Below are 22,354 nucleotides of genomic sequence, written 5' to 3' on the forward strand. Positions count from 1 at the left end.
CCGCTCCTCGAGTCACGTGCGGGCGCCGTGTGAGCGAAATAGTATTTTATATACTACACACTACTCGAAAAGTAAGAATCTGGAAAAGTCCAATCGGCGCTCGCTGCGGGATCAGTATTGGATGGTAGGCACAATAGTTATGCGGCAGCGACACTGATAATTCGGTATGATGAACTGCGAGAAAGCGCGGTTGTTCGGGTCGGCACTGGTACTGTTACAGGGCGTCGTGACGGCGCTGTTCCCACGGGCGAGCGTTCGCCTCACCAAGAAGATGATCGGGAAGAACTTCGATAACGCCGACGAGCTCGAGGCGACCCCGGCGTACATCCGGCAGCTGCGCGCGATCGGCGTGGGCATGATCGCGGCGGGCGGCACGGGCCTGCTGCTTCAGGACGCGGACGAGTTGGAGGCCGACCTCTCCGAGATCGCCGACGCGGCGGGGACCGAAGGCGACGAGTGACCGATTCGGATGGGAGGGCCGCGGGGAAGCGCCCGACGCGCGGCTCCGAGTCGGCCATCGCCGGTCCCGATTCGGCGCCATCCCGCGTGCGAGGACGGAAGCCGGGGCGGGCCGCTCCGCGGAGCGTTCGACGGCGCTAGGCGCCGGCTTTCGGACCACGTGGTCGGCAACCGAGAACGCCCCGCACGCTTTTGGTCGGTCTCTGAGAGGGTACGCTCGTGAACGACGAGCTATTCGAGCGGATCCTGATACCGATCGCGGGCCCCGACGACGCCGAGGCCACGGCTCGGGCGGTTCGACCGCATCTCGACCCGGGCACGACGCTCATCGTGACGCACGTGACGCGGGGCGAGAGCGGCGAGACGACGATCAAGACGGGTCGAGACGAGTTCGCGGGAGCGACCTATGATACTTTTTTCGACATCCTCTACCGAGACGACCTCGAGTTCGAGTGGCTGACGCTCGAGGCGCAGGAGGTCGCGGCGGGTCTCATCGACGCGGTCGGCATGACCGAGGCGACGCTCGTCGCCTTCACTCCCAGAGACATCGACAGCTGGAAACGGACGATCACCGGTGACCCCGGCGGCCGCCTCATCCGAGAGGCGGACGTTCCGGTGATGGTCTTCCCGGACCGGCGCGCGTGACACGCGACCGGCGCACAGGCACCTCGAACAGTCGGGCGGGGTGAGGGAGAGCTCCACTGCCGCGGTGACCGCCTGCCGCCGTCTCGGACCGCGGTCAGACGACAGGTAACACGCCGCATTCGGCGTCTCGACGCCTGCCCGGCCCGAGCCCGAAACCGCTACGATTCGTTCGCGGACGACTCGACGAGGTCCGCGAAGTTGGCGAGCGTTCGGGTGGCGGTGGAGTCCTCGAAGGCGTCGTCGGCCGCCTCCCAGTCGTCGTACTCGTCCGCGATCCGAGGAGTGAATTCGGGGTGGTACTGGACCGACCAGACCGGCCGGTCGCGGTGTCGAGTCGCGAAGTACTCGTAGTAGTCCGCCCGCCCGATGACCTCCATCCCGTCGCCGAGCTCCGTCACGACGTCGGAGTGAAGGACGGGCACGCTCGGTTCGACGCCGTCGAACAGCGGCTCGTCGGCGTCGAGTTCGGCGTCGCGAAGCTGGAGGCGGGACGTCCCGCTGTCTACGACCTCGCCGCCGAGGGCGGCGTTCAGAATCTGATGGCCGAAACAGATGCCGAGCGTCGGGACGCCCTCCGCGACGAGCCGACGCGCGAACCGCTTCTGGGCCGCGATCCACGGCTGGTCGGGCTCGTCGTACACGCCGACCTCGCTGCCGCCGGTGACGACGCCGTCCACGTCGTCGAGGCTCGGGTCGCCGTCCTCGTGCGGGTAGCGGTACGCGCGGGCGTCGGGGAGGAAGTGGACGATCTCGTCGGCCATGTAGCCGCCGTCGACCGCGTTATCAAGTACCAATATCATCTGGGAGTTATTTAAGATGAACTGAACTCTTGGCAGGTACATGAGTTTCGATGCCGAAGCGGTACGTTCGGACTTCCCCGTGCTCGACCGACGCGTGAACGGGCACCCGCTCACCTACCTCGACAACGCCGCGACCACGCACACGCCCCGCCAAGTGTACGACGTCTTCGAGGAGTTCTACGCGGGGTACAACGCGAACGTTCACCGGGGGATCCACGAGCTCAGCCACGAGGCCTCGCTCGCCTACGAGGAGGCACACGACCGCGTCGCCGACTTCCTCGGCGCGGACGGCCGCGAGGAGGTCGTCTTCACCAAGAACACCACCGAGAGCATCAACCTCGTCGCGTACGGTCTCTCCCGGAACCTCGGCGAGGCCGACGAGATCGTCGCGACGGAGATGGACCACCACGCCTCGCTGGTCACCTGGCAGCAGATCGCCAAGCGCACGGGCGCGACCGTCCGGCACATCCCCGTCACGGCCGACGGCCACCTCGACATGGACGCCGCCTGCGACCTCGTCACCGACGACACCGCGGTCGTCTCTGTGCCCCACGTCTCGAACGTGCTCGGGACGGTCAACCCCGTCGCGGACCTCGCGGCCCTCGCGCACGACCACGACGCGTACGCAGTCGTCGACGGCGCCCAGTCCGCTCCGACGCGGCCCGTCGACGTGGGGGAGATTGACGCGGACTTCTTCGCGTTCAGCGGCCACAAGCTCGCCGGACCCACCGGGATCGGGGGGCTGTACGGGAAACGCGAGATCTTAGCGGAGCTCGACCCGTTCCTGTTCGGCGGAGAGATGATCCGGAACGTCACGCTCACCGATTCGACCTGGAACGAACTTCCCTGGAAGTTCGAGGCCGGCACGCCGCCGATCGCGGAGGGAATCGCGCTCGGCGCGGCCGTCGACTATCTCGAGGAACTGGGAATGGACGCCGTCCGCGACCACGAGAACGAGCTCGCGCAGTACCTCCTCCGAGAACTCGCCGACCGAGAGTTCGTCCGGACGTACGGTCCCGGCGTCGGCGAGGAGCGCACCGGCCTCGTCTCGTTCAACGTCGAGGGCGTCCACGGCCACGACCTCTCCAGCCTCCTCAACGATCGAGGCATCGCCATCCGGGCCGGCGACCACTGTACGCAGCCGCTCCACGATCGGCTCGACATCCCCGGCTCCGCGCGGGCGTCCTTTTACGTCTACAACACCCGCGCGGACGTCGACCGCCTCCTCGACGTCGTCGACTCCGCGCGCGACGATCTGGACGCGTACCTCGCCTCCGACCGCTACCACGATCTCGTCAGCGAGCACTACCACCACCCCCGTAACCCGGGTGCCCTCACCGATCCGACGTTCGTGAAGTCATCCGAGGAGACGACCTGCGGCGACGACGGCGAGTTCCACGTCGCGATCGCCGACGGCCGCATCGAGGAGATCGCCTTCGAGAGCCGGAGCTGTGCGGTCAGCCGCGCCGTCGCCAGCCTCCTTTCAGAGCATCTCGAAGGCATGTCGGTCGAGGCGGTCGCCGACCTCGACGGGTACGTCGCCCGCGAGCTCGACGGGCAGTACCCCGACCTCCGACGCGAGTGCGTCGAAGGCCCGGAGGACGTCATCCGAGAGGCGGCCCGGGAGTACGTCCAGAAAAACAGCGCGTAGGACCGCTACCGCATCGTCTTTCGCGGCTCGGTCACTTCTCGTCGGCGTGCCGCACCTCGACCGCGACCCCCCGCGTCGACTCCGCCATCTCCGGGCCGGACATCGCGGCGCGGCCGACCGCGAACGCCTTCGGCCCCTCGACCACGACCTCGTCGCCCACCCGAATCTCGTCGGCGGCGTCGACGACGCCGGGCGCCAGCACCGAGCCGTGCGGGACGAACGCGTCGATCTCGACCCGCTTCGTCGGCGCGTCGCTCTCGACCCAGCGGCGCGCGCCGGCGAGGGTGAAGGATAGGGTGCCGTACTGGGGAACCATCGTCGCTAACTGCTCTCCCGGTTCTCCCTCGCGGCCCGCGTCGGGGTCGTCGGCCCACACCTGGAGCTTGGGGTAGCGCCCGGTGGTACGGACGTCGGCCTCGCCACCGTATCGGTCCGCTTCGTCGCCGTCGCCGGCCTCCTCGCCGTCCGCGCCGCGCCCGCCGAAGAGGTCGTCGCCCGCGCCGTCGCCGAGGAGGTAGTCGGCGATGGCGCGGACGGTGTTGTGCTCGCGCTCGCGCTTGCTGTAGGCGGGCTCGCCCTGGAGTGCGGCGTTCAGCTCGCCGAGCGACTCGTCCGTCGTCGGGTGGTCGACGCAGGTGTACTCGAAGTCGACGTCGACCGCGGGGTCGCCCTCGACGCGCTCGCAGATCTCGCGGTAGCCGTCCTCGGGGACGTGCGCGATCACGCGCGAGTAGTCGTTACGGTCGAGGTAGCGCCGCAGCACCTCCGCGACGAACCCGATCTCGTCTTCGCTCCAGTCGCCGGTGACGACCGAGTCGTAGTGTTGCGCGGGGTAGGTCGTCTCCAGCTCCTGGGGCACCACGCCGATCGGCGAGGTCATCGAGACAGTGTGGCCGCGCCACTGGATCGCGTCGTGGAACTGGCGGTGGCTCTGGGAGTCGCTGTACGGCTTGGTGGCCGAACAGGGGACGAGGACGAGCGGCTGGTCGGTGAACCGGTTCCGGTACCGGCTCGTCACGCGGTCGGCGAACCGCCGGATCTCGACGCGGTCGAGCGTCTCGGCGCTCGCCGCCGTCACCTCGGCGTCGCGCATCAGGGGCGTCCGCTGTTCGAGGTACCCCCACTGATCGTCGAACTCGCGGAACGCGGCCGTGAGCCACCCCTCGTGGCGCGCCTGTCCCTCGATATAATCACGCAGGCGACCCGACCGAATGCGCTCGCGCACGCGGCGGAGTTCGGCGCGCAGCGCGTTCACGTTGTGGTCGGCGCAGTCGGCGCGCGTGAACTCGCTCCGGGGCTTCGCGCAGGCCGGACAGGCGCAGGGGAGCTCGTCGAGGTCCTCGAGGAAGTGTTCCGCGTCGGCGGTGAGGTACATCCCCTGTGTCCCCTTCGTCCGCGCGAGCGTCTCGTCGACGAGGTCGACGCCGGCGTACGCGAGGAGGGCGACGTTCCGCGGCGTGGCGACGCCGGAGAGACCGAGCGCGGCGTCCGGCGGCAGGGCCTCCTTCGCCCGAACGATCGCGTCCCGGAACCCCTCGCCGTGGCCGACGAACCCCTGCGCGTCCGAGAGGAGGTACGCGTCGGCGCCCACGTCGCGGGCGCTCCGGCTGTCGACGACCGCCGCGGAGGGGAACTCTGCGTCCGGATGCTCGACCGCGAACGACTCGCGCACCTCGTCGCGCGTGCCGGCCGGGAACGACCGGTGCGGGAGCACCGTCAGCGCGCTCTCGTCGCCGTTGGGCACCTCGCGGTGGCCGGCCCAGAGGCTCCCGGCGTCGTCGAGGAACGGGTCCGCGAGCGCCGGCGTCGTCACGGGGTCGGCGAGGCGGACCGCCCCGAGGCGGGCGGCGCCGTCGCGCTCGTGGACCTCGAAGTAGTCGGTCATACCACCACTCGCGCGGGGACGGTCAATTCTCTTGTGTTCCGCGGACGCGCCGCGGACCGGGAGACGGGAGACGCGCCTCGGCGCAACTGTTAGGCGGGACGCGGCCGATGGATCGGCATGGACCCGACCGGCCCGTGGGACCGCGACCGCGTCGACGAGTTCCTCGCCGACGCGTGCGTCCCGGTCCGCCTCGGCTGCCGCACGCCGAGCGACCGCCCGTGGATCGTCTCGCTGTGGTTCGCGTGGGACCCGGACGCGGGGACCGGGCCCGACGCCGAAACCGGTTCCGGCGACTCCGTCGGCGCGATCCGCTGCGCGACGAGCGCGAGCGCGGACCTCGTCGAGTTCGTCGAACACGACGACGAGGTCTCCTTCGACGTGTCGACGAACGACCCGCCGTACAAGGGGGTCCGCGGCCGTGGCCGCGCGACGGTCCGCCCGGACGACGACAAGCGCCTCCTCCGGTCGCTCCTGACCAAGTACCTCGGCGGGACCGACAACGCGACCGCGGACCGGCTCCTGCGGCCCGAACGCGACGAGGTGGAGATCCGGATCGATCCCGAGCGGCTCCACGCGTGGGACTACTCGGAGCGGATGGGGCCGGCAGAGGAGTGAGGCGAGCGCGGGCGGCCGGTCTCGGACCGGTTCGCGTCGCTCTCCGCGAGGCGATCGTTTAAGCTGTCGCCGAGCCACCCACGGGTATGAGCGCTCTCGAAAGCGACGAGTACCGCGCGTTCCGCCGCGACCTCCACCGCCACCCGGAGCCCGCGTGGCGCGAGTTCTACACCACCGCCCGCATCGTCGAGGAGCTACGCGAGCGGGACCTGACGGCGCTTCACCTCGGGCCCGACGCGCTGGCGACCGACGAGCGCCTGAACGTCCCCGACGACGAGGAGTTGGCGGAGTGGGAAGCGCAGGCCCGCGAGGCGGGCGCCGACCCCGAAATTCTCGACCAGCTCTCGGGCGGCTACACCGGCTGCGTCGCGGTCGTCGAGCGCGGCGACGGCCCCGTGGTCGGCCTGCGCGTCGACATCGACGGCCTCCCGATCACGGAGTCGGAGTCCGGCGACCACGTCCCGGTCGGGGAGGGGTTCCGCTCCGAACACGAGGGGTTCATGCACGCCTGCGGCCACGACGCCCACGCGACGATGGGGCTCGGCGCGCTCGACGCCGTCCTCGACTCCGACTTCTCCGGGACGCTGAAGGTGTTCTTCCAGCCGGGCGAAGAGCAGATCGTCGGCGGCAAGCCGATGGCCGAGTCGGGCCACCTCGACGACGTCGACTACCTCTACGCGGTCCACGTCGGCCTCGACCACCCCTCCGGCGAGGTCGTCTGCGGCATCGAGGGGTTCCTCGCGGTGCGGCACTTCCTCGCGGAGTTCTCCGGCGAGCCCGCGCACGCCGGCGCGCGCCCCGAGCAGGGCCGGAACACGGTCCAGGCGATGGCAGCCGCGATCCAGAACCTCTACGCGATCCCGAGACACGCCGACGGCCCCACGCGGGTGAACGCCGGGCTCGTCGGTGGCGGCACCGCGACGAACATCATCCCCGAGGAGTCGTACATCGAGGGCGAGGTGCGCGGGCAGACGACCGAGCTCGCGGAGTACATGTCCGACCACGCCGACCGGGTCCTCGACTCCGCAGCGGAGATGCACGACTGCGAGGTCGACGTGTCGACGCTCGGGGAGGCGCCCAGCGCGACGAGTGACGACGCGCTCGCCGAACTCGTCGGTGAGTCCGCGAGCGACGTGGCGGGCGTCACGAACATCGTCGACAGCGACGAGCTCGGCGGCTCCGAGGACGCCACCTACCTGATGAACTACGTCCAAGAGCAGGGCGGGCTCGCCTGCTACCTCGGCGTCGGCACCGACCACCCCGGCGGTCACCACACGACCAACTTCGACGTTGTGGAGGACGACATCGCGATCGGCATTGACGTGATCGCCGGCGCGATCCGGCGCGTCGCCGAGACGCGGCCGTAGGGATCTGCGCCTTTTCTAACCAATATTAAAACCGGCTGCGACAGGGTTTATAAATGACTGCGGTGGCGCGTGCCTGCGAGCGGCCGCCACCGGCGGCCGCGAGGAGCCCGCGCGAGGGAGTCAGTCGCCCGGAGCGAAGCGACGGGCGACTGATGAGGCTGGGGAGGTGTGAGGTGCGGTGTGGAGTGGGGCGGGACTCGAAGGGGCAGCCGCGAGGCGGGCGCAGGCGACGCAAGCACCGCAACGAGGGAGCGGTAGCGACCGAGTGAGGAGCGCAGCGAGCGTGCGCCCGCCTCGCGGCTGGGGCTTCGGTGGTGTCGGTGTCGATCAACGGCTTATAAACAAAAGCGTACGGCCGAGCGACTGGGGCTTCGGTGGTGTCGGTGTCGATCGGTCATTTATAAACGGCCGCGTACAGCCGAGCGGTTGAGACTTTGGCAGTGTCGGTCGGCTATTTATAAGTAAAACCGTACAGCCGAGCGGCTGGGGCTTTGATGAACGTCACCCCCACAGTCGCCTATTTAAAAAAAAGCCGACCACGAGTCCGCCTCTCGGACCCTCGCAGCTCAGAACGTCAGGTGCGAACTCGAAGCCGGCCCCTGGTCGTCGCCGTCGTCGTCCGGGAGCCCCTCGTAGAGGTACGTGAGGTCGTCATCGATCAGAAACACCGCGCCGTCGCGCACCTCGACGTCGATCGAGCGGAGCGTCGTGCCCGCGGCCTCGCCGTTGTCACAGGAGCCCTCGCACGTATCGAACGCCGAGCCGTGCTTCGGGCAGACGACGGAGCCGCCGCGCGTCACGGCGCCCACACCCTCGCGGTGGAGGCGCTGGTCCTCGTGGGTACACCGGTTGATCCACGCGCGGACCGGCTGGTCCTCGCCGGTCCCCGCACCCCCATCCGGCTCGTCGGCGCACGGCACGAGGAACACCTCACGGTCTTCGTCGCCCTCGCGGGCCGTGAACGCCCACGACCCCTCCTCGCGCACCGTCTCGACGGCCGTCAGTCGGTACCCGCTCACGCCTCAGTACTTCGCGTCGGCGCCGGTCGTCTCGTACACGCGGTCCATGATGTCGTCGCGCTCGCGGGTCCAGTTCGCCATCGCGGCGGGGCTCGTCGGGTACTCGTCGTAGTGGCCGATCAGCTCGTCCGCCAGCGACTTCGTCTGGTAGAAGTTCCGGATCGTCCCCCAGTAGCCGAACGACTTGACCGCGGCCTTCAGCTTCAGCCCGAATGACATCGAGGTCGACCCCTCGTACAGCGCCTCCGCGAGCTTCTCGCCCGGCAGCGACGCCAGCAGGCCCATCAGGTCGTCGACGTCGACCGCGGTCGAGAGGACGTTGTACACGTCGAGGCCGGCGTAGCGCCCGCCGAAGTGGTCCATCACGCGGGCGTTGTACCGCCAGAGGTTCTCCTCGCTGACGTCGCCGTCGGAGATCGCCTTCACCGCCTGCTCGCCGGCGTACTTGCCCGCGTACGCCGCGCCGGCGATGCCGCCGCCGGTGGTCGGGTTCACGTGGCCGGCGGCGTCGCCGACCGCCATGTATCCCGGCGCGACCGCGGAGTCGTACGGGCGGCGCGTCGGCAGCGCGGCGCCGAGCTTGTCGCGCACCTCCGCGCCCTCGAACTCGGGGCGGTCCCGGAGGTCCTGCTTCAGCGACTCGACGAGCTGCATCGGCTCCTCGGTCATCTGGAAGCCGAGCCCGGCATTGATCTCCGTCGCCGTCCGCGGGAAGTACCAGAGGTACCCCGCCGCGCGGTCGGTCGCCTTGAACACGAGGGCGTCGTCCCACTCGACCGGCTCCGGCACGTCGACGATCTCGCGGTACGCCGAGCAGAACTGCGAGTACCGGACGTTCGTGTCGAAGGTGGTCCCCTCGAAGTCGGCCTTGTCCTGGAGCAGCGAGAGCGACCCGGCGCCGTCGATCACGACGTCCGCCGCGTACGTCCGCGGCTCGCCCTTCCGCACCGCGTGGAGCCCCGTGACGCGGCCGGTCTCGTCCTGTAACACGTCGTTGATGACGGTGTCGTAGTGGAAGTCGACGCCAGCGTCCTCGGCGCCGGCGATAATCTGACGGCCGTACTCCCAGCGGTCGATGACGGCGAGCTCGCCGGGCACGGGGATCTCCAAGACCGTGTCCTCCTGCGGGATCTCGAAGCGGCCGTGGTCGACGCCGGTGTTCGTGAACGCCGGCTCCAGCCGGTCTTTGGGGATCGCCTCGGGGAAGGCGTCGGCCCCCTTCAGAGCGTCGCCGCAGGCGATGTGGCCGGCCTCCTCAGCGTCCTTCCGCTCGACGATGACGACGTCGAGCCCCTCGTTCGCGATCGTCGCGGCGGCGTAGCAGCCGGCGGTGCCGGCGCCCGCCACGACGACGTCGTACTCGTCGATATCCATTACCGGACCGTGTCGTGCGCCCGGCAAAACTCTTTGCTCCCGTTTCGGTCGGACGCGCGGGGACGGATTCCGTCGACGACCGGCTGCGCGGCCGGTCGGTGTTCGGTGCCTAACTGTTCAGGCTCACCGTTTAACGGGCCGGCGGCGAACGCATCGGACATGGGGCAACTCGATCAGATCGACGCGGACCGCCTCCGGGCGTGGCTCCCGGAGGTCCGCTCGTCCGAGGCGACCGCGGCGCTGATGGTCGCCGTCGCGTACGACCGTGGCATCGGGACCGGAGAGCTCGCCTCGTGGTACGACCGCTCCGAGGAGTGGGTCGAGGAGACGATCGCGGCGCTCGACTCGCCCGGATTCGTCTCGACCGTCGCCCGGTTCGAAGGAGTCGACATCGAGGCGGTCGCCGACGAGTCGAACCTCGCGCCGACGACGGTGCGCGACTGGTTCGACGACCTCGCCGACGAGCCGGTCTCCGAGGCCGCCGACGTGGTCCGGCGATACGCGGAGGGATCCGTCGAACCGGTCCGCACCGGTTCGCCGTCGACCGTCTACCACCTCGACCGGAGCGTCATCGCCGAGCGGGGCTGGTCGATCGACGACGAGGACCTCTTCGAGAAGGCGGCCGACGCCGACCTCGACCTCCCGGAGTACGGGCGCTTCCTCGTCGAGCCCGGCGAGTCGATCCTCGAAGCCGCGGAGCGCGGCGGTCGCTCGTGGCCGTACGCCTGCCGCGGCGGCGCCTGCTCGAACTGCGCGGTCGTCGTCGTCGAGGGCGACGTGGCGATGCCCGGGCAGTCGATCCTCTCCGACGAGCAGATCCGCGAGGCGAACGCCCGGCTCTCCTGCGTCGGCGTCCCGATAACCGACGAGGTCGAGATTGTCACCGGTGTCGGCGACGCCGACGACTTCGCCGACCTGCGGCTGCCGTCGCCGGCCGACGAGGCCGGCGCGTCGGACTGACCGCGAGGCGGTGCGGGCGGCGCGGGCGGCGGTGGCCCTCGCCGGGCTCACTCCTCGGTCTCGTAGTGCTCGCCCGCGGCCTCGGGGATCTGCGTCCGGCCGACTAAGGCGAGGACGACGATCACGACGACGTACGGGATGGTCTGGACCAGCGTGTCGGGGACCGCGTAGCCGAGCTGCTGGAGCCGGATCTGCATCGCGTCGAGGCCGGCGAACAGCACGCCCGCGCCGAGCGTCCCGAGCGGGTTGTAGTTGCCGAACAGGTACGCCACGATGGCGATGAACCCCTTCCCCTGGACCATCGTCTCGCCGGAGCCGACGAACTGGCCGATCGACAGCGCCAGCGCCGAGCCGCCGACGCCGGAGAGGACGCCCGAGAGCAGGACGCCGGCGTAGCGCACCTTCGAGACGGAGACGCCGACGGTGTCGAGCGCCTTCGGGTTCTCGCCGGCCGCCCGGAGGTGTTTGCCGAACGCGGTCCGGTTCAGCAGCCACCACGAGCCGAGGGTCGCGAGGACCACCATGGTCGCGGAGTACTTCCACCCGACGCTCACGCCGAGGTTCGGCGTGTTGACGCCGCCGAAGAACACGGTCGACATGAACGGCGCGAGCCCGAGGGCGATGAGCCAGACGGCCAGTCCGGCGATGATCTGGTCGGCCTTGAACTCGATACAGACGACCGCGAACACCGCCGCCAGGAACGTCGACGCCGCGATCCCGGCGAGGAACGCGATCCCGAGCGCCGGGACGCCGAGGACGGCGTTGCCGACGCCCACGACCGACGCGGCGTACACCGACACGAACGCCGAGATGATCAACAGTCCCTCCAGCCCGATGTTGATGACGCCCGACTTCTCCGCGAAGATGCCGCCGAGGCCGGCGAGCACGATGGGCGCCGCGAGCCGCGCCGTCGACTTCGCCGTGCTGGTCGAGAAGACGATGCCGGCGAGGTCGCCCGCGACCGAGGCGGGGAACGCGAGCCCAAGCACGCCGAGGACCGCGAGCACGCCGACGGTGCCGACGACCAGCGAACGCACGTAGCTCGACTCGCTCGCGTCCTCGAGGAGCGCGGCCGGCGAGAGGGGGTTACGCATCGGCCTCACCCCCGTCGCCGCCGGCGGACTCGTCGGGGTCCGCCGACCCCGAGCCGCCCGCGTCGCTCGCACCGCCCGCGCCGCCGACACCCGCGTACCGCCCGATCATCCGGAAGAACTCCGGCATCGCCACGAACAGGATTATGAGTCCGCGCAGCACGGCGACGAGCTCCGTGGGAACGTCGGTTCGGAACCCGATCTCCAAGGCGCCGCCCTTCAGGATCCCGAAGAGGAACGCCGCCGGCAGCACGCCGAGCGGGTTGTTCCCGGCGAGGATCGAGACGGTGATCCCGTCGAAGCCGAGGTCCGGGACCGAGGCCATCCACCGGCCCTCGGACATCAGCACCCACACCGAGCCGCCGATGCCGCCGAGCGCGCCGGAGAGCGTCATCGCCCGCACGGTGGTAAGCTTCGCGTTCACGCCGCCGTACTCGGCCGCGGCGGCCTGGACGCCGCTCGTCCTGAGGTCGTACCCGAGCGAGGTGTGTTCGACGAAGTAGTAGAGCGCACCGATGAAGGCGACCCCGACGAGCAGCGCGATCAGCGCAAAGTCGGTCGACGGCGGGAACAGCACCGACGGGAACTGCGCGTACTCCGGGACGTACCGGGTGGCGACCACGGAGGAGCCCTCGGCACGGAACACCTCCAACACGAGCACGTACGCGACGTTCGCGGCGACGAAGTTGAGCATGATCGTCGTGATCACCTCGTTGGCGTCGGCGTACGCCTTGAGGGCGCCGGGTATCGCGCCCCAGACGCCGCCGCCGACGGCGCCGGCCGCGGTCCCGACGACGATCAGCACGAGGCCGGCGACGGGGCCGGCCGGGAGGAGGGGCGCGAGCGCTAAGACGGTGAGCGCGGTCGCGAGCGCGCCGACGACGAGCTGGCCCTGCGTCCCGATGTTGAACAGGCCGGCGCGGAAGGCGACGGCGACGGAGAGCCCGGTGAAGATCAAAAGCGTCGTCTCCGAGAGCGTCAGGCCGAACGAGAGGTTGAACGGCGTCCATCCCGGGTTGAACAGGCCGGGATCGCCGACCGCGAACGGGTAGCCGAGCGCGCCGTTGAACAGCACCACGTACACCTCGAACGGATTATAACAGAACCCCAGCCCGGTGATCGGCATCGTCCAGGCCGCGGTCGAACACTCGGCTATCCGGCCGGAGACGAGCACGAGCGCGAAGCCGACGAGTATCGAGAGGAAGATGGCGGCGACGCTGATGACGAGCCGCTCCGCGACGCTCCGGTCGACGAACGGCGCGACCACGCGGGCGAAGACGGAGGGATCCCCGTCCGCGTCGGGGTCCGAGTCGCTCACGCGTCCACCCCCTCGTCGCCGCCGGTCGCTCCGTCGATCCCGTTACCCGACGCGTCGTCCGCGCCGTTGCTCCCGTCGCGCGACGTGTCGTCCGTCCCATCGCCCGCGGCATCGTGGATCGCGGCCCCCTCGACGGAGTCGTCGTCGAGCGACTCGCCGGCCATCAGCAGCCCGATCTCCTCTTCGGTCACGGTCGCGGGGTCGACGATCCCGGTGAACTCGCCCTCGTGCATCACCGCGAGTCGGTCGGAGAGTCCCTGTACCTCGTCGAGCTTCGAGGAGACGAGGAGGATCGCCTTCCCCTCGGCGCGCAGTTCGAGCAGCCGGTCGTGGAGGAACTCCGTCGACCCGATGTCGACGCCGCGGGTCGGGTGGGTGGCGACGACCAGCTCCGGGTCGCGCTCGAACTCGCGGCCGACGATGAACTTCTGCTGGTTGCCGCCCGACAGCGACTCGGCCTCCGCCTCGGCGTCCGGCGGGCGAACGTCGTACTGCTCGATGACCGACTCGGCGTGGTCGCGGGCGGCGGGCCAGTCGAGCCGGCCGCCGTTCGCGAACGGCGGGTCGTGCTGGCTCCCCAAGATCCCGTTCTCGACGAGGTCGTACGACATCACGAGGCCGCGCTCCTGTCGGTCCTCGGGGATGAACGCCATCCCGCGGTCGATCCGGTCGCGGCGCGTCTTCCCGACCATCGACTCGCCCCGGTAGCGGACGTCGCCGGACGCCGCCTCGCGCAGGCCCGTGATCGCCTCGACGAGCTGCGACTGGCCGTTGCCGTCGACGCCCGCGACCCCCAAGATCTCGCCGCCCCGGAGCTCGAAGGAGAGGTCCGAGACCGCCTCGACGCCCCGGTCGTCCTCGACGTCGAGGTCCGTCACCTCCAGCACGCGGTCGCCCGCCTCCTGCGGCGACGTCGCGGGCTCCATCAGCACCTCTCGGCCGACCATCATCTCCGCGAGCTCCTCGCGCGTCACGTCGGCCGCGGCGACGGTGCCGACGTTGACCCCGTCGCGGAGGACGGTGATGTCGTCGGCCGCCGACAGCGCCTCGCCCAGCTTGTGCGAAATGAAGATGATCGTCTTCCCCTGCTCGGTGAGCTCCTCGAAGACGCCGTACAGCTCGTCGACCTCCTGCGGCGTCAACACCGCGGTCGGCTCGTCCATGATGAGCACGTCGGCGCCGCGGTACAGCGCCTTCAGGATCTCGACGCGCTGCTGTTCGCCGACGGAGGTGTCCGCGATGGTCGCGTCCGGGTCCACGTCGAACCCGTAGCGCTCGCTCAGTTCGACGACGGCCTCGCGGGCCGCCTCCCTGTCGACGCGCAGTCCGCCCCATGTCTTCGGCTCGTTGCCCAAGACGACGTTCTCCCACACCGTCATCGGGTCGACCAGCATGAAGTGCTGGTGGATCATGCCGACGCCGGCGTCGATCGCGTCCCGCGGCGAGTCGAACGACTGCGGCTCGCCGTCGAGGCGGACGGTCCCCTCGGTCGGCTGGTAGAGGCCGTACAGCACGTTCATCAACGTGGTCTTGCCGGCCCCGTTCTCGCCGAGCAGGGCGTGGACGCTCCCGCGCTCGACCGCGAGATCAACGTCGTCGTTCGCGACGACCCCGGGGAATCGCTTCGTGATGCCGTCCAAGTGGACCGCCGGGTTCATTCACCCGTAACTCCGCGTCGGAGCCTAAAAACGCGCGGATTCCGAGCCGTTACGCGCGGTACTGTCTATCGGCCGACCGGATCCGCAGAAAAGCCGCGTTCCCGGTGTCGGTCCGGAGCGCCCGGCAGGCGTCGGGTTCGGGGCGCGCGTCCGGGCCTCGTAGCCGTCTTGCCTCAGTTGCTCGTCGTCTCCGGGACCTCGATGTTCCCGGCGATGATCTCGTCGCGCGCGTCCGCCACGGCCGTCGTGATATCGTCCGGGACCTCGTCGCCGATCTGGTCGCCGTAGACGCACTCGACGCCGTTGGATTCGAGCCCGAGCGCCGTCGTCGAGCCGCCCTGGTGCTCGTCGTCGATGACGTTCGAGATCGACTCGTACACCGCGGTGTCGACGCGTTTCACCATCGACGCCAGGATGACGTCGGCGAACGACTCGTTGGAGACCGACTGGTCCTGGTCGACGCCGAAGGCGAACCGGCCCTCCTCCTGTGCGGCCTGGAACACGCCGACGCCCGTCGCGCCCGAGGCGTGGTAGATGATGTCGGCGCCGCCCTGGTACATCGACAGCGCCGCCTCCTGCCCGCCCGTCGGGTCGGCGTAGCTGCCGACGTAGCTCGACGTGACGCTGACGTCCTCGGAGACGTGTTCTACGCCGGCCTCGAAGCCGGCCTGGAACCGGCGGATCACCGGGCTGTCGACGCCGCCGACGAATCCGACCTCCGTCGAGTCGGTGTCGGTGGCCCCCTCGCCCGCGGAGAAGTCGATCTGGGTCAGCCGCGCGGCGAGGACGCCCATCAGGAACGAACCCTCGTGCTCGCGGAAGAGGTAGCTCGCGACGTTCGGCTCGTCGACGACGGTGTCGACGATCATGAAGTCCTGGTCGGGGTAGTCGGGCGCGGTCTGGCTCAGCGCGTCGCCCTGATTGAACCCGATGGTGGCGACCAAGTCGTACGCGGGGTCCGTCGACCCGGCGTACTGCTGCTGGAACTGCTCGAACTCGCCGGCGCCGTCCGGCTCCGACTCGTCGTAGGCGATGCCGAACTCCTCTTCGGCCTGGAAGATGCCCTGCTGGGCCGCGTCGTTGAACGAGTTGTCGCCGAGGCCGCCGTCGGAGTAGACGATACCGACCCGCGCCGGCACCTCGCCGTCGCCCCCGTCTCCCCCGTCGCCGCTCGGGCCGCCGCTACACCCGGCGAGGCCGACGAGGCCCGCTGCGCTTGCCGCCTTGATGAACCGCCGCCGATCGAAGTCGGATGCCATCTCACTCATAACCCCGTCGGAACGCGGCATAAATTCGTCGTTCCCGCCGCACCGAGGTGACACGTTCGTGAAAACAGCCGGCCGAATTACGGGGTAATCGCCGCTCGACCCCGGCTTCCGATCCACGTATCCGGATTTCTCACGATTGTAAACGTGACCAAACTCCCGAACGCCTGCGCCGACCGAACGCACCCGGCCTACGCCGCCGCGACCGCGTCCTCGACGACGTCCTCGACCTCGGCGACGAGGGCGTCGACGTCGTCGCTCTCGGCGTACACGCGGACGTACGGCTCCGTGCCGGAGGGCCGGACGAGCGTCCACGAGGCGTCCTCGAACTCCAGCCGGACGCCGTGGTCGGTGTCGACCGCGGCCTCGGGGAACGCGTCCGGCAGCGCCGTCTCCAAGCGGTCCATTACCGTCTCTTTCGCGTCGTCGGGGCAGGAGACGCTCACCTTGCGGTAGGGTCGCTCCGTGATCGGCGCCCGCAGCGCGTCGAGCCCTTCGTCGGCGACGAGGCGCGCGATCACCGCCGCGGAGGCCACGCCGTCGATCCACCCGCCGAAGGCGACGTGGATGTGCTTCCACGGCTCGGCGGCGAAGACGACGCGGGTGTCGTCGCCCACCTCGCCGGCGGCACCCGCCTCACCGACCACACCGGCCTCGCCGAGGGCGCCGGCCTCCGCAGCGTCCTCCCGCACCGCCGCGATCCCCTCGTGGAGCGCGCCGAGCCGCACGCGCTCGACGCGCCCGCCGGCCGCCCGGACGCGCTCGTCGATCCGACCGGAGGCGTTCGGCGTCGTTACCACGACGGGGTCCGCGGCGTCGCTCTCGCGGGTGTATCGCTCCGCGAGCACCGCAAGGACCGTGTCCTCGTGGACGACCTCGCCGTCCGCGTCGACGATCACGATCCGGTCCGCGTCGCCGTCGTGGCCGATGCCGAAGGCGAACCCCTCGGCGTCGCCGTCGCCGGCCCCCTCGACGTCCGGTCGCTGGCGGCCCGGATCGTCCACCCCCTCGTTGGCGTCCGCGACGAACGCGCGGAGGTCGGCGAGCGTCTCCGGCGTCGGCTTGCTCCCCCGGCCGGGGAAGTGGCCGTCGACGTTGCCGTTGAGCGTGACGACGTCGGCGCCGAGCTCGCGGAGGACGGTCGGCGTCGCGGGCGCGCTCATCCCGTTGCCGCAGTCGACCGCGACCCGGAGGCCGTCGAGGGGCGCGCCGAACCCCGCGGCGTACTCGCGCACGTCGGCGAGGTAGCCGTCAAGCGGGTCGGTCCGGGTCGCCTCGGTCCACTCGTCCCACGGGGCGACGCCCTCCTCGTCGGCCACCCGCTCCTCCACGGCGCGCTCCGCGTCGCGGTCGAACTCGGTGCCGTCGCGGAAGAGCTTGATCCCGTTGTCGGTCGGGGGGTTGTGCGAGGCGGTGAGCATCACGCCGTAGCGTCCCCGCGAGGCGTGTGCGAGCGCCGGCGTCGGAAGCCGACCGGCGCGGCGGACGTCGACGCCGCCCGCCGACAGCCCCGCCTCCATCGCGGCGGCGAGCGCCGGGCCGGTCACCCGGCCGTCGCGGGCGAGGACGACTTCGGGGTCGGGGGTCGACTCCGGGCTCGACCCCGGCGTCGGCTCCGCCGGCGACTCGTCGGCTCGCTCTCGGATCTCGGCGCCCACGGCCCGCCCGACTGCGAGCGCGAGCGCCGGCGTGACGCGGTCCTCGACGCCGCCGCGGATCCCGGCGGTTCCGAACAGGTCCATGTCGCCCACCTCGGCGCCCGGGAGTTAGTAGGCGTCGGTTGCGGGCGCGCGGCGGGTCGACTGAAGTCGGTCGCGGTCGGGTCGTTTAAGCGGGCCGCGGTCCCAACGTCGGCCGATGACCGACCGCGTTCGCGCGCACGTCTTCGTCTCGGGCCGCGTTCAGGGCGTCTTCTACCGAGCGAGCACCCGCGACGCCGCCCGCGAGGCGGGCGTCGACGGCTGGGTGCGGAACCTCGACGACGGCCGGGTCGAGGCCGTCTTCGAGGGGCCCGAGGGGGACGTCCGCGACATGGTGGCGTGGTGCGAGACGGGAAGCGAGGCCGCAGAAGTCGAGAGCGTCGACGCCGAGTACGGTGAGCCGGAGGGCGCCGAGGGGTTCGAGATCAGGCGGTGACGCGGCCGGATCAGTCGTCGTCCGCGGCCGCCGACTCCCCGGCCCCGGCGGCGCCCTCGGCGCCGCGGCCGGGGCCGTCCCGCACCCCGAGCTCCTCTAACGCGCGCAACACGACGATCGCCTCCACCACGTCGCGCTCCTCGGTGTAGGGGTCGTCGACCGCGTCGAGGGTCGCCTCGGCCTCGCGAGCCAGCCGCGCCTCCAGTTCCGTCTGGTCCGTCTCGGCCTTCGTCGCGGACAGCAGCGCCTCGTGGTCCTCGCGGAGGTCCAAGGAGACGTGCGCCGCGTTACACCGCGAGAGGGGATGCGTGTCCATCTCGATCGCGAGGTCGCTGACGAGGTCCCAGTCGTCGGCGCAGAACCGGAGCGTCACGGTGCCGACCACGTCGCGCCACGAGATCGGGTCGCCGTTCTCCATCAGCCGGAGCGCGCGCGGCGGCACCGCGATCCGCGTGTGGGTGTCGTCGCGGCCGCACAGACAGCAGGGAGTGTTCTTCAGTCCGGCGTACACGTAGATCGCTACGCGCCGGAGAAGGGTGTGCGTTTCGGCGGCGGTACGCGTTCGCGGCGCTCGTTTATAAACAACCGATGCGGCGGCGCGTGCCCGCGAACGGCCGCCAGTGGCGGGCGTGAGCGGCACCGCGCGAGGGAGTCAGTCGCCCGGAGCGAAGCGACGGGCGACTGACGAGGTTGGGGAGGCGTGAGGCTGCGGATGCCGTGCTGGGCGGGACTCAAAGGGGCAGCCGCGAGGACGAAGGCGCGCGACGTAAGCACCGCAGGAGCGAGTGAAACGAGCGACGAGGAGCGCAGCGAGCGCACCGAGTCCTCGCGGCTGGGGCTTTGGAAGTGTTCGCAGCGGTAGGAACGACGTAGTGCCGAGCGGCTGGGGCTTTGGAGGCGTTCGCGGTCGATCTGTCGGCGACGGCATATAAATAGGCCGCCACGGGGTCCAGTCTTATTTATAAATAGCCAACAGAAGCGTTTCCCAGATCCTACGCCTCACATTCGGCCAGCCACTCGTGGGCCCAGTCGTCGATCTCCTCGAAGACGGGGGCGAGCGACTCGCCTTTATCAGTTAAACTGTAGTACGTCGCCACCGGCGAGTCCTCCTCCAACCGCCGGTCGACGAACCCGGTCTCCTGGAGGTCGTCGAGCACGCGCGAGAGCGTCCTCGCGTTGGCGTCCGTCTCCCGCTTCAGTTCGTTGAACCGCGCCTCGCCGTTCAACAGCTCGTGGAGGACGACGAGCCGCCACTGCGATCCGATCTGCTCGATGGAGTCGATGACGGGGCAGGGGGTCTCGGGCGTCGTCGCCTCTGCCGCGGCGTCAGCGCCCGAATCAGCCGTCGCGTCAGCGCCCGAATCCGCCGTCTCCGCCGACTCTGCCGCCGAAAGGTCCTGTGATGACATCGGTGTTACCTACTAACCGTATTGTCCGGGAAGCGATAAATAGGTTACGTCCGTATAGCAGGTTACACGATGTTAGCTGAACTCGCGACGTTACCGCTCCAGTTCGACACCCCCCTCGCGGGCGAACTCTTCCTGCTCGGCCGGATCCTGTTCGGCGCGACGCTCGCGTTCATGGGGCTCAACCACTTCATGGACCTCGAGACGATGGCCGGCTACGCCGAGTTCAAGGGTCTCCCGGCGCCGCAGTTCTCGGTGATCGCCTCCGGCGCCGTCCTCGTCCTCGGCGGCCTCGGCGTCGCCGCGGGCGCGTTCCCCGTCCTCTCCGCCGGCGCGCTCGCCTTCTTCCTCCTCGCCTCCGCCGTGACGATGCACGACTTCTGGTCGATGGACGACCCCGAGGAGAAGCAGAACGAGATGACGAGCTTCCTGAAGAACGTCTACGGTGCCGGCGCCGCGCTGGCGTTCCTCGCCGTCGGCGGCAGCGCGTGGCCGTACGCGGTCGGCCTTGGCCTGTTCTGAGCCGTATACGCGAACTTTCCCGACCGACGCGCACGCGACGCTCCCTTTTCCAACCGCCTGACGACCGCGTCGAGCCCCCAGTACGACTAACTACCTCCCCGACGAGCGTTCACACAGATCATGACCGACGCGCCGCCGACGACCGGGCTCCACCACGTCACGAACATCTGTACCGACATCGAGGAGACCACCGCGTTCTACGAGGACATCCTCGGCTGGCACACGGTCAAGCGGACCCAGAACTACGACGACCCGGGGACGCCGCACTACTACTTCTCGCCGACGCCCGAAGGGAAGCCGGGGACCAACGTCACCTACTTCGAGTACCCGGACTCGCAGGGGACGCCCGGCCCGGGCGCGAGCCACCACTTCGCGTTCGGCGTCGAAGACGAGACGACCCTGAAGGAGTGGCAGGCGCACCTCGAATCCCACGACGTCGAGGTCTCCGAGGTGAAGGACAGAACCTACTTCAAGAGCATCTACTTCACCGACCCCGACGGGCTCGTCTTCGAACTGGCGACGCAGGGGCCGGGCTTCACCCGCGACGAGGACGACCCCGGCAGCGAGGTCATCGACCCGTTCGAGAAAGGTTACGAGAACTGAGACGCCCGACCGCCTCAGCGCCCGAGCGCCTCCCGGGTCACTCCCCCTCAACCAGCGCCGCGAACCGGTCGAGCGCGCGCCGGCAGACCGGGACGTACGGGGGCGCGATAAGCGGGACCTCGATCACCGCTCGACACCGGTCCGGCTCTCCCGCGTACCGGTCGACGCGGTGCCCTGTCGCTGGGACCCGCGCGACCTCCCAGTCCCACCGGAGCCGCGTCGCCGCTGTCACCCGAAAGGGCACCCACGCGCCCGCGACGCGGACCCTCCCGGTCGTCCCGGTCTCGACGTACCGGTCCGCGCTCTCAACGTCGCGGACCGACAGGCTCCAGTCGGGCCACCGCTGGGTGTCGCGGAGCGCCCTCGCTGTCCGCTCCGGCGGCGCGTCGACATCGCGACCGACCGCGAGCGTCGCGCCCTCTCGGTCCACCGACGCCCGCCCGTCGCGGTCGACGTTTCCGGTCGCGTCGCGGGTTCCGAACACGCGGACTACTCCGGCGGCCGCACGCCTCATCGCTGCGGTCCTCCGCTCGCACCCGGACGTTTGTCCGGTTTCCGTCCCGCCTACAGCCACCAATTCGCAATACGTCCACTGATCGGAGCGTCCCCGTGCCGCCCGATATTAATACCTTATATGGTATCAGGACTCATTATCTCTTTCCACGAAGGGTTAATACGGGGGTCCGAGCTATCCGGAGTCAATATGGCAAGCGATCGCGACACCATGAAAGACGTTTCGCACACCGCACCGAACGACACCTCGGCCGACGCCGTCTGGGAACGAGGCCGAGGACCGGTCGAGGAAGAGGAAGAAGAAGAGTAGTACGGCGTTCCGATTTCTGCGATTTCTGCGTCCCGGCGAAGCCGCCGTCCGACACCGCAGCGCGTCTCGGACCAACACCGCAGCGCGTCTCGGACCGGGAGTGGTACGCCTCCCCGCTTGTTGCTGGCGTCCGGCCGACACCCTCTTTGGGGTCGTTTTTAAATACGACGTATGGTCGGAGTCACACTCGCCGTGGCGGGGATCGGGGCGGTAACCGCGCTTTTGGCGCTCAGTGCGTTCTTCTCGAGCTCGGAGACTGCCATCTTCTCGCTGCCGAGCGAGTGGTTCGAACGGCAGGCCGGCACTGACGACCCGCGGGGGACGTGCTGAAGGAACTCCACGACGATCCGCACCGCCTCCTCGTCACGCTGCTCGTCGGGAACAACGTCGTCAACATCGCCATCTCGAGCATCGTGACTGTCCTGATCGCGAGTTATCTCCCGCCGGGGGCGGCGATCGTGGCGACGACGCTGTGTACGAGCTTCCTCGTCCTCGTGTTCGGCGAGATCGTCCCCAAGGCCTTCGGGCTCGGAAACGCCGAGACGTGGTCGCTGCGGGTCGCGTCGCCGGTCCGGCTCGTCGAGCGCGTCCTCTCGCCGCTCATCACGCTGTTCGACGGGATTACCCGCCGGATGAACGCGTACATCAGCGGCGACGCGAGCATCGAGAAGCCGTACACGGACTAACGCGGACGAGCCCCCTCTCGCCGCCCGGACCGAGTGCGGCGTCCGCCCGCGTTCTCGCGGCCGATAACCGC

At 69.7% G+C, this 22,354-nt stretch carries 22 protein-coding genes and 1 pseudogene; 11 read left to right on the plus strand and 12 right to left on the minus strand.

All coding sequences use genetic code 11. From position 1 onward, the window contains the following. Positions 1-166 precede the first annotated feature (166 nt). Together J7656_RS09145 and J7656_RS09150 are read left to right on the plus strand one after the other, a co-directional pair. Positions 167-460: a DUF6199 family natural product biosynthesis protein gene (locus J7656_RS09145; RefSeq protein ID WP_017343184.1), complete on the plus strand. Its 294-nt coding sequence runs from the start codon at positions 167-169 to the stop codon at positions 458-460. 218 nt (positions 461-678) lie between these two features. Further along, on the plus strand, positions 679-1,104 hold the full coding sequence (locus J7656_RS09150) for a universal stress protein (RefSeq protein ID WP_017343183.1): 426 nt from the start codon (positions 679-681) through the stop codon (positions 1,102-1,104). A 158-nt stretch (positions 1,105-1,262) separates the two neighbouring features. Here the strand turns inward: J7656_RS09150 and J7656_RS09155 are convergent, their stop codons facing one another. Next, positions 1,263-1,904 (minus strand): type 1 glutamine amidotransferase, encoded by a 642-nt coding sequence (locus tag J7656_RS09155; RefSeq protein ID WP_211554564.1) that lies wholly within the window; start codon positions 1,902-1,904, stop codon positions 1,263-1,265. A gap of 40 nt (positions 1,905-1,944) precedes the next feature. On the opposite strand from J7656_RS09155, the gene J7656_RS09160 reads away from it, so the two are divergent. Beyond that, on the plus strand, positions 1,945-3,555 hold the full coding sequence (locus tag J7656_RS09160; RefSeq protein WP_211553104.1) for a SufS family cysteine desulfurase: 1,611 nt from the start codon (positions 1,945-1,947) through the stop codon (positions 3,553-3,555). A gap of 31 nt (positions 3,556-3,586) precedes the next feature. On the opposite strand, the gene arcS is transcribed toward J7656_RS09160, so the two are convergent. Next, entirely contained in the window at positions 3,587-5,440 is a 1,854-nt protein-coding gene (gene arcS / locus J7656_RS09165; protein ID WP_211553105.1) for an archaeosine synthase subunit alpha, read from the minus strand. Positions 5,441-5,557: 117 nt separating this feature from the next. Here arcS and J7656_RS09170 point away from each other — a divergent pair, with 117 nt between their 5' ends. Beyond that, on the plus strand, positions 5,558-6,055 hold the full coding sequence (locus J7656_RS09170) for a pyridoxamine 5'-phosphate oxidase family protein (RefSeq protein ID WP_211553106.1): 498 nt from the start codon (positions 5,558-5,560) through the stop codon (positions 6,053-6,055). Between the two features lie 86 nt (positions 6,056-6,141). Next, on the plus strand, positions 6,142-7,422 hold the full coding sequence (locus tag J7656_RS09175; RefSeq protein ID WP_211553107.1) for an amidohydrolase: 1,281 nt from the start codon (positions 6,142-6,144) through the stop codon (positions 7,420-7,422). 566 nt (positions 7,423-7,988) lie between these two features. Here the strand turns inward: J7656_RS09175 and J7656_RS09180 are convergent. Together J7656_RS09180 and J7656_RS09185 are read right to left on the minus strand one after the other, a co-directional pair. Then, complete coding sequence (locus J7656_RS09180) at positions 7,989-8,441, minus strand: Rieske (2Fe-2S) protein (RefSeq protein WP_017343177.1); 453 nt, start codon at positions 8,439-8,441, stop codon at positions 7,989-7,991. Between the two features lie 3 nt (positions 8,442-8,444). Beyond that, complete coding sequence (locus J7656_RS09185; protein ID WP_017343176.1) at positions 8,445-9,815, minus strand: geranylgeranyl reductase family protein; 1,371 nt, start codon at positions 9,813-9,815, stop codon at positions 8,445-8,447. 159 nt (positions 9,816-9,974) lie between these two features. On the opposite strand from J7656_RS09185, the gene fer reads away from it, so the two are divergent. Then, positions 9,975-10,775, plus strand: a complete 801-nt coding sequence (fer, locus tag J7656_RS15080) for a ferredoxin Fer (protein ID WP_017343175.1) — start codon at positions 9,975-9,977, stop codon at positions 10,773-10,775. Between the two features lie 47 nt (positions 10,776-10,822). On the opposite strand, the gene J7656_RS09195 is transcribed toward fer, so the two are convergent. From J7656_RS09195 to J7656_RS09215, 5 genes are all read right to left on the minus strand, one after another. Beyond that, positions 10,823-11,869, minus strand: a complete 1,047-nt coding sequence (locus J7656_RS09195; protein WP_017343174.1) for an ABC transporter permease — start codon at positions 11,867-11,869, stop codon at positions 10,823-10,825. Beyond that, positions 11,862-13,184 (minus strand): ABC transporter permease, encoded by a 1,323-nt coding sequence (locus J7656_RS09200; RefSeq protein WP_211553108.1) that lies wholly within the window; start codon positions 13,182-13,184, stop codon positions 11,862-11,864. The genes J7656_RS09195 and J7656_RS09200 overlap by 8 nt, the downstream gene beginning before the upstream one ends. Then, a complete protein-coding gene (locus tag J7656_RS09205) occupies positions 13,181-14,842 on the minus strand; it encodes an ABC transporter ATP-binding protein (RefSeq protein ID WP_211553109.1) in 1,662 nt (553 codons plus the stop codon). Before J7656_RS09205 ends, J7656_RS09200 begins: the two co-directional genes overlap by 4 nt. 173 nt (positions 14,843-15,015) lie before the next feature. Beyond that, complete coding sequence (locus J7656_RS09210) at positions 15,016-16,101, minus strand: BMP family lipoprotein (protein WP_211553111.1); 1,086 nt, start codon at positions 16,099-16,101, stop codon at positions 15,016-15,018. A gap of 197 nt (positions 16,102-16,298) precedes the next feature. Then, on the minus strand, positions 16,299-17,849 hold the full coding sequence (locus tag J7656_RS09215; RefSeq protein WP_211553113.1) for a phosphohexomutase domain-containing protein: 1,551 nt from the start codon (positions 17,847-17,849) through the stop codon (positions 16,299-16,301). Between the two features lie 115 nt (positions 17,850-17,964). On the opposite strand from J7656_RS09215, the gene J7656_RS09220 reads away from it, so the two are divergent. Continuing rightward, positions 17,965-18,243 (plus strand): acylphosphatase, encoded by a 279-nt coding sequence (locus J7656_RS09220; RefSeq protein ID WP_017343169.1) that lies wholly within the window; start codon positions 17,965-17,967, stop codon positions 18,241-18,243. A 10-nt stretch (positions 18,244-18,253) separates the two neighbouring features. On the opposite strand, the gene J7656_RS09225 is transcribed toward J7656_RS09220, so the two are convergent. Together J7656_RS09225 and J7656_RS09230 are read right to left on the minus strand one after the other, a co-directional pair. Continuing rightward, the gene (locus tag J7656_RS09225; RefSeq protein ID WP_211553115.1) at positions 18,254-18,754 is read right to left on the minus strand and encodes a DUF7960 family protein; all 501 of its coding nucleotides are present in this window, start codon (positions 18,752-18,754) and stop codon (positions 18,254-18,256) included. A 481-nt stretch (positions 18,755-19,235) separates the two neighbouring features. After that, complete coding sequence (locus J7656_RS09230; protein WP_017343167.1) at positions 19,236-19,652, minus strand: winged helix-turn-helix transcriptional regulator; 417 nt, start codon at positions 19,650-19,652, stop codon at positions 19,236-19,238. A 69-nt stretch (positions 19,653-19,721) separates the two neighbouring features. Between J7656_RS09230 and J7656_RS09235 the strand changes: the two genes are divergently transcribed. Both J7656_RS09235 and J7656_RS09240 read left to right on the plus strand, forming a co-directional pair. Then, positions 19,722-20,171, plus strand: a complete 450-nt coding sequence (locus tag J7656_RS09235) for a DoxX family protein (protein WP_017343166.1) — start codon at positions 19,722-19,724, stop codon at positions 20,169-20,171. A gap of 120 nt (positions 20,172-20,291) precedes the next feature. After that, complete coding sequence (locus J7656_RS09240; RefSeq protein ID WP_211553117.1) at positions 20,292-20,774, plus strand: VOC family protein; 483 nt, start codon at positions 20,292-20,294, stop codon at positions 20,772-20,774. A 37-nt stretch (positions 20,775-20,811) separates the two neighbouring features. Here the strand turns inward: J7656_RS09240 and J7656_RS09245 are convergent, their stop codons facing one another. Further along, the gene (locus J7656_RS09245; protein WP_017343164.1) at positions 20,812-21,258 is read right to left on the minus strand and encodes an SRPBCC family protein; all 447 of its coding nucleotides are present in this window, start codon (positions 21,256-21,258) and stop codon (positions 20,812-20,814) included. A gap of 219 nt (positions 21,259-21,477) precedes the next feature. Between J7656_RS09245 and J7656_RS15310 the strand changes: the two genes are divergently transcribed. Both J7656_RS15310 and J7656_RS09250 read left to right on the plus strand, forming a co-directional pair. Further along, the gene (locus tag J7656_RS15310) at positions 21,478-21,597 is read left to right on the plus strand and encodes a DUF7989 family protein (RefSeq protein ID WP_484494409.1); all 120 of its coding nucleotides are present in this window, start codon (positions 21,478-21,480) and stop codon (positions 21,595-21,597) included. A 171-nt stretch (positions 21,598-21,768) separates the two neighbouring features. Beyond that, positions 21,769-22,283: pseudogene (locus tag J7656_RS09250) on the plus strand (CNNM domain-containing protein). Positions 22,284-22,354: the final 71 nt, after the last annotated feature.

The organism is Halorubrum ruber (assembly GCF_018228765.1).
In the GTDB taxonomy this organism is placed as follows: domain Archaea; phylum Halobacteriota; class Halobacteria; order Halobacteriales; family Haloferacaceae; genus Halorubrum; species Halorubrum ruber.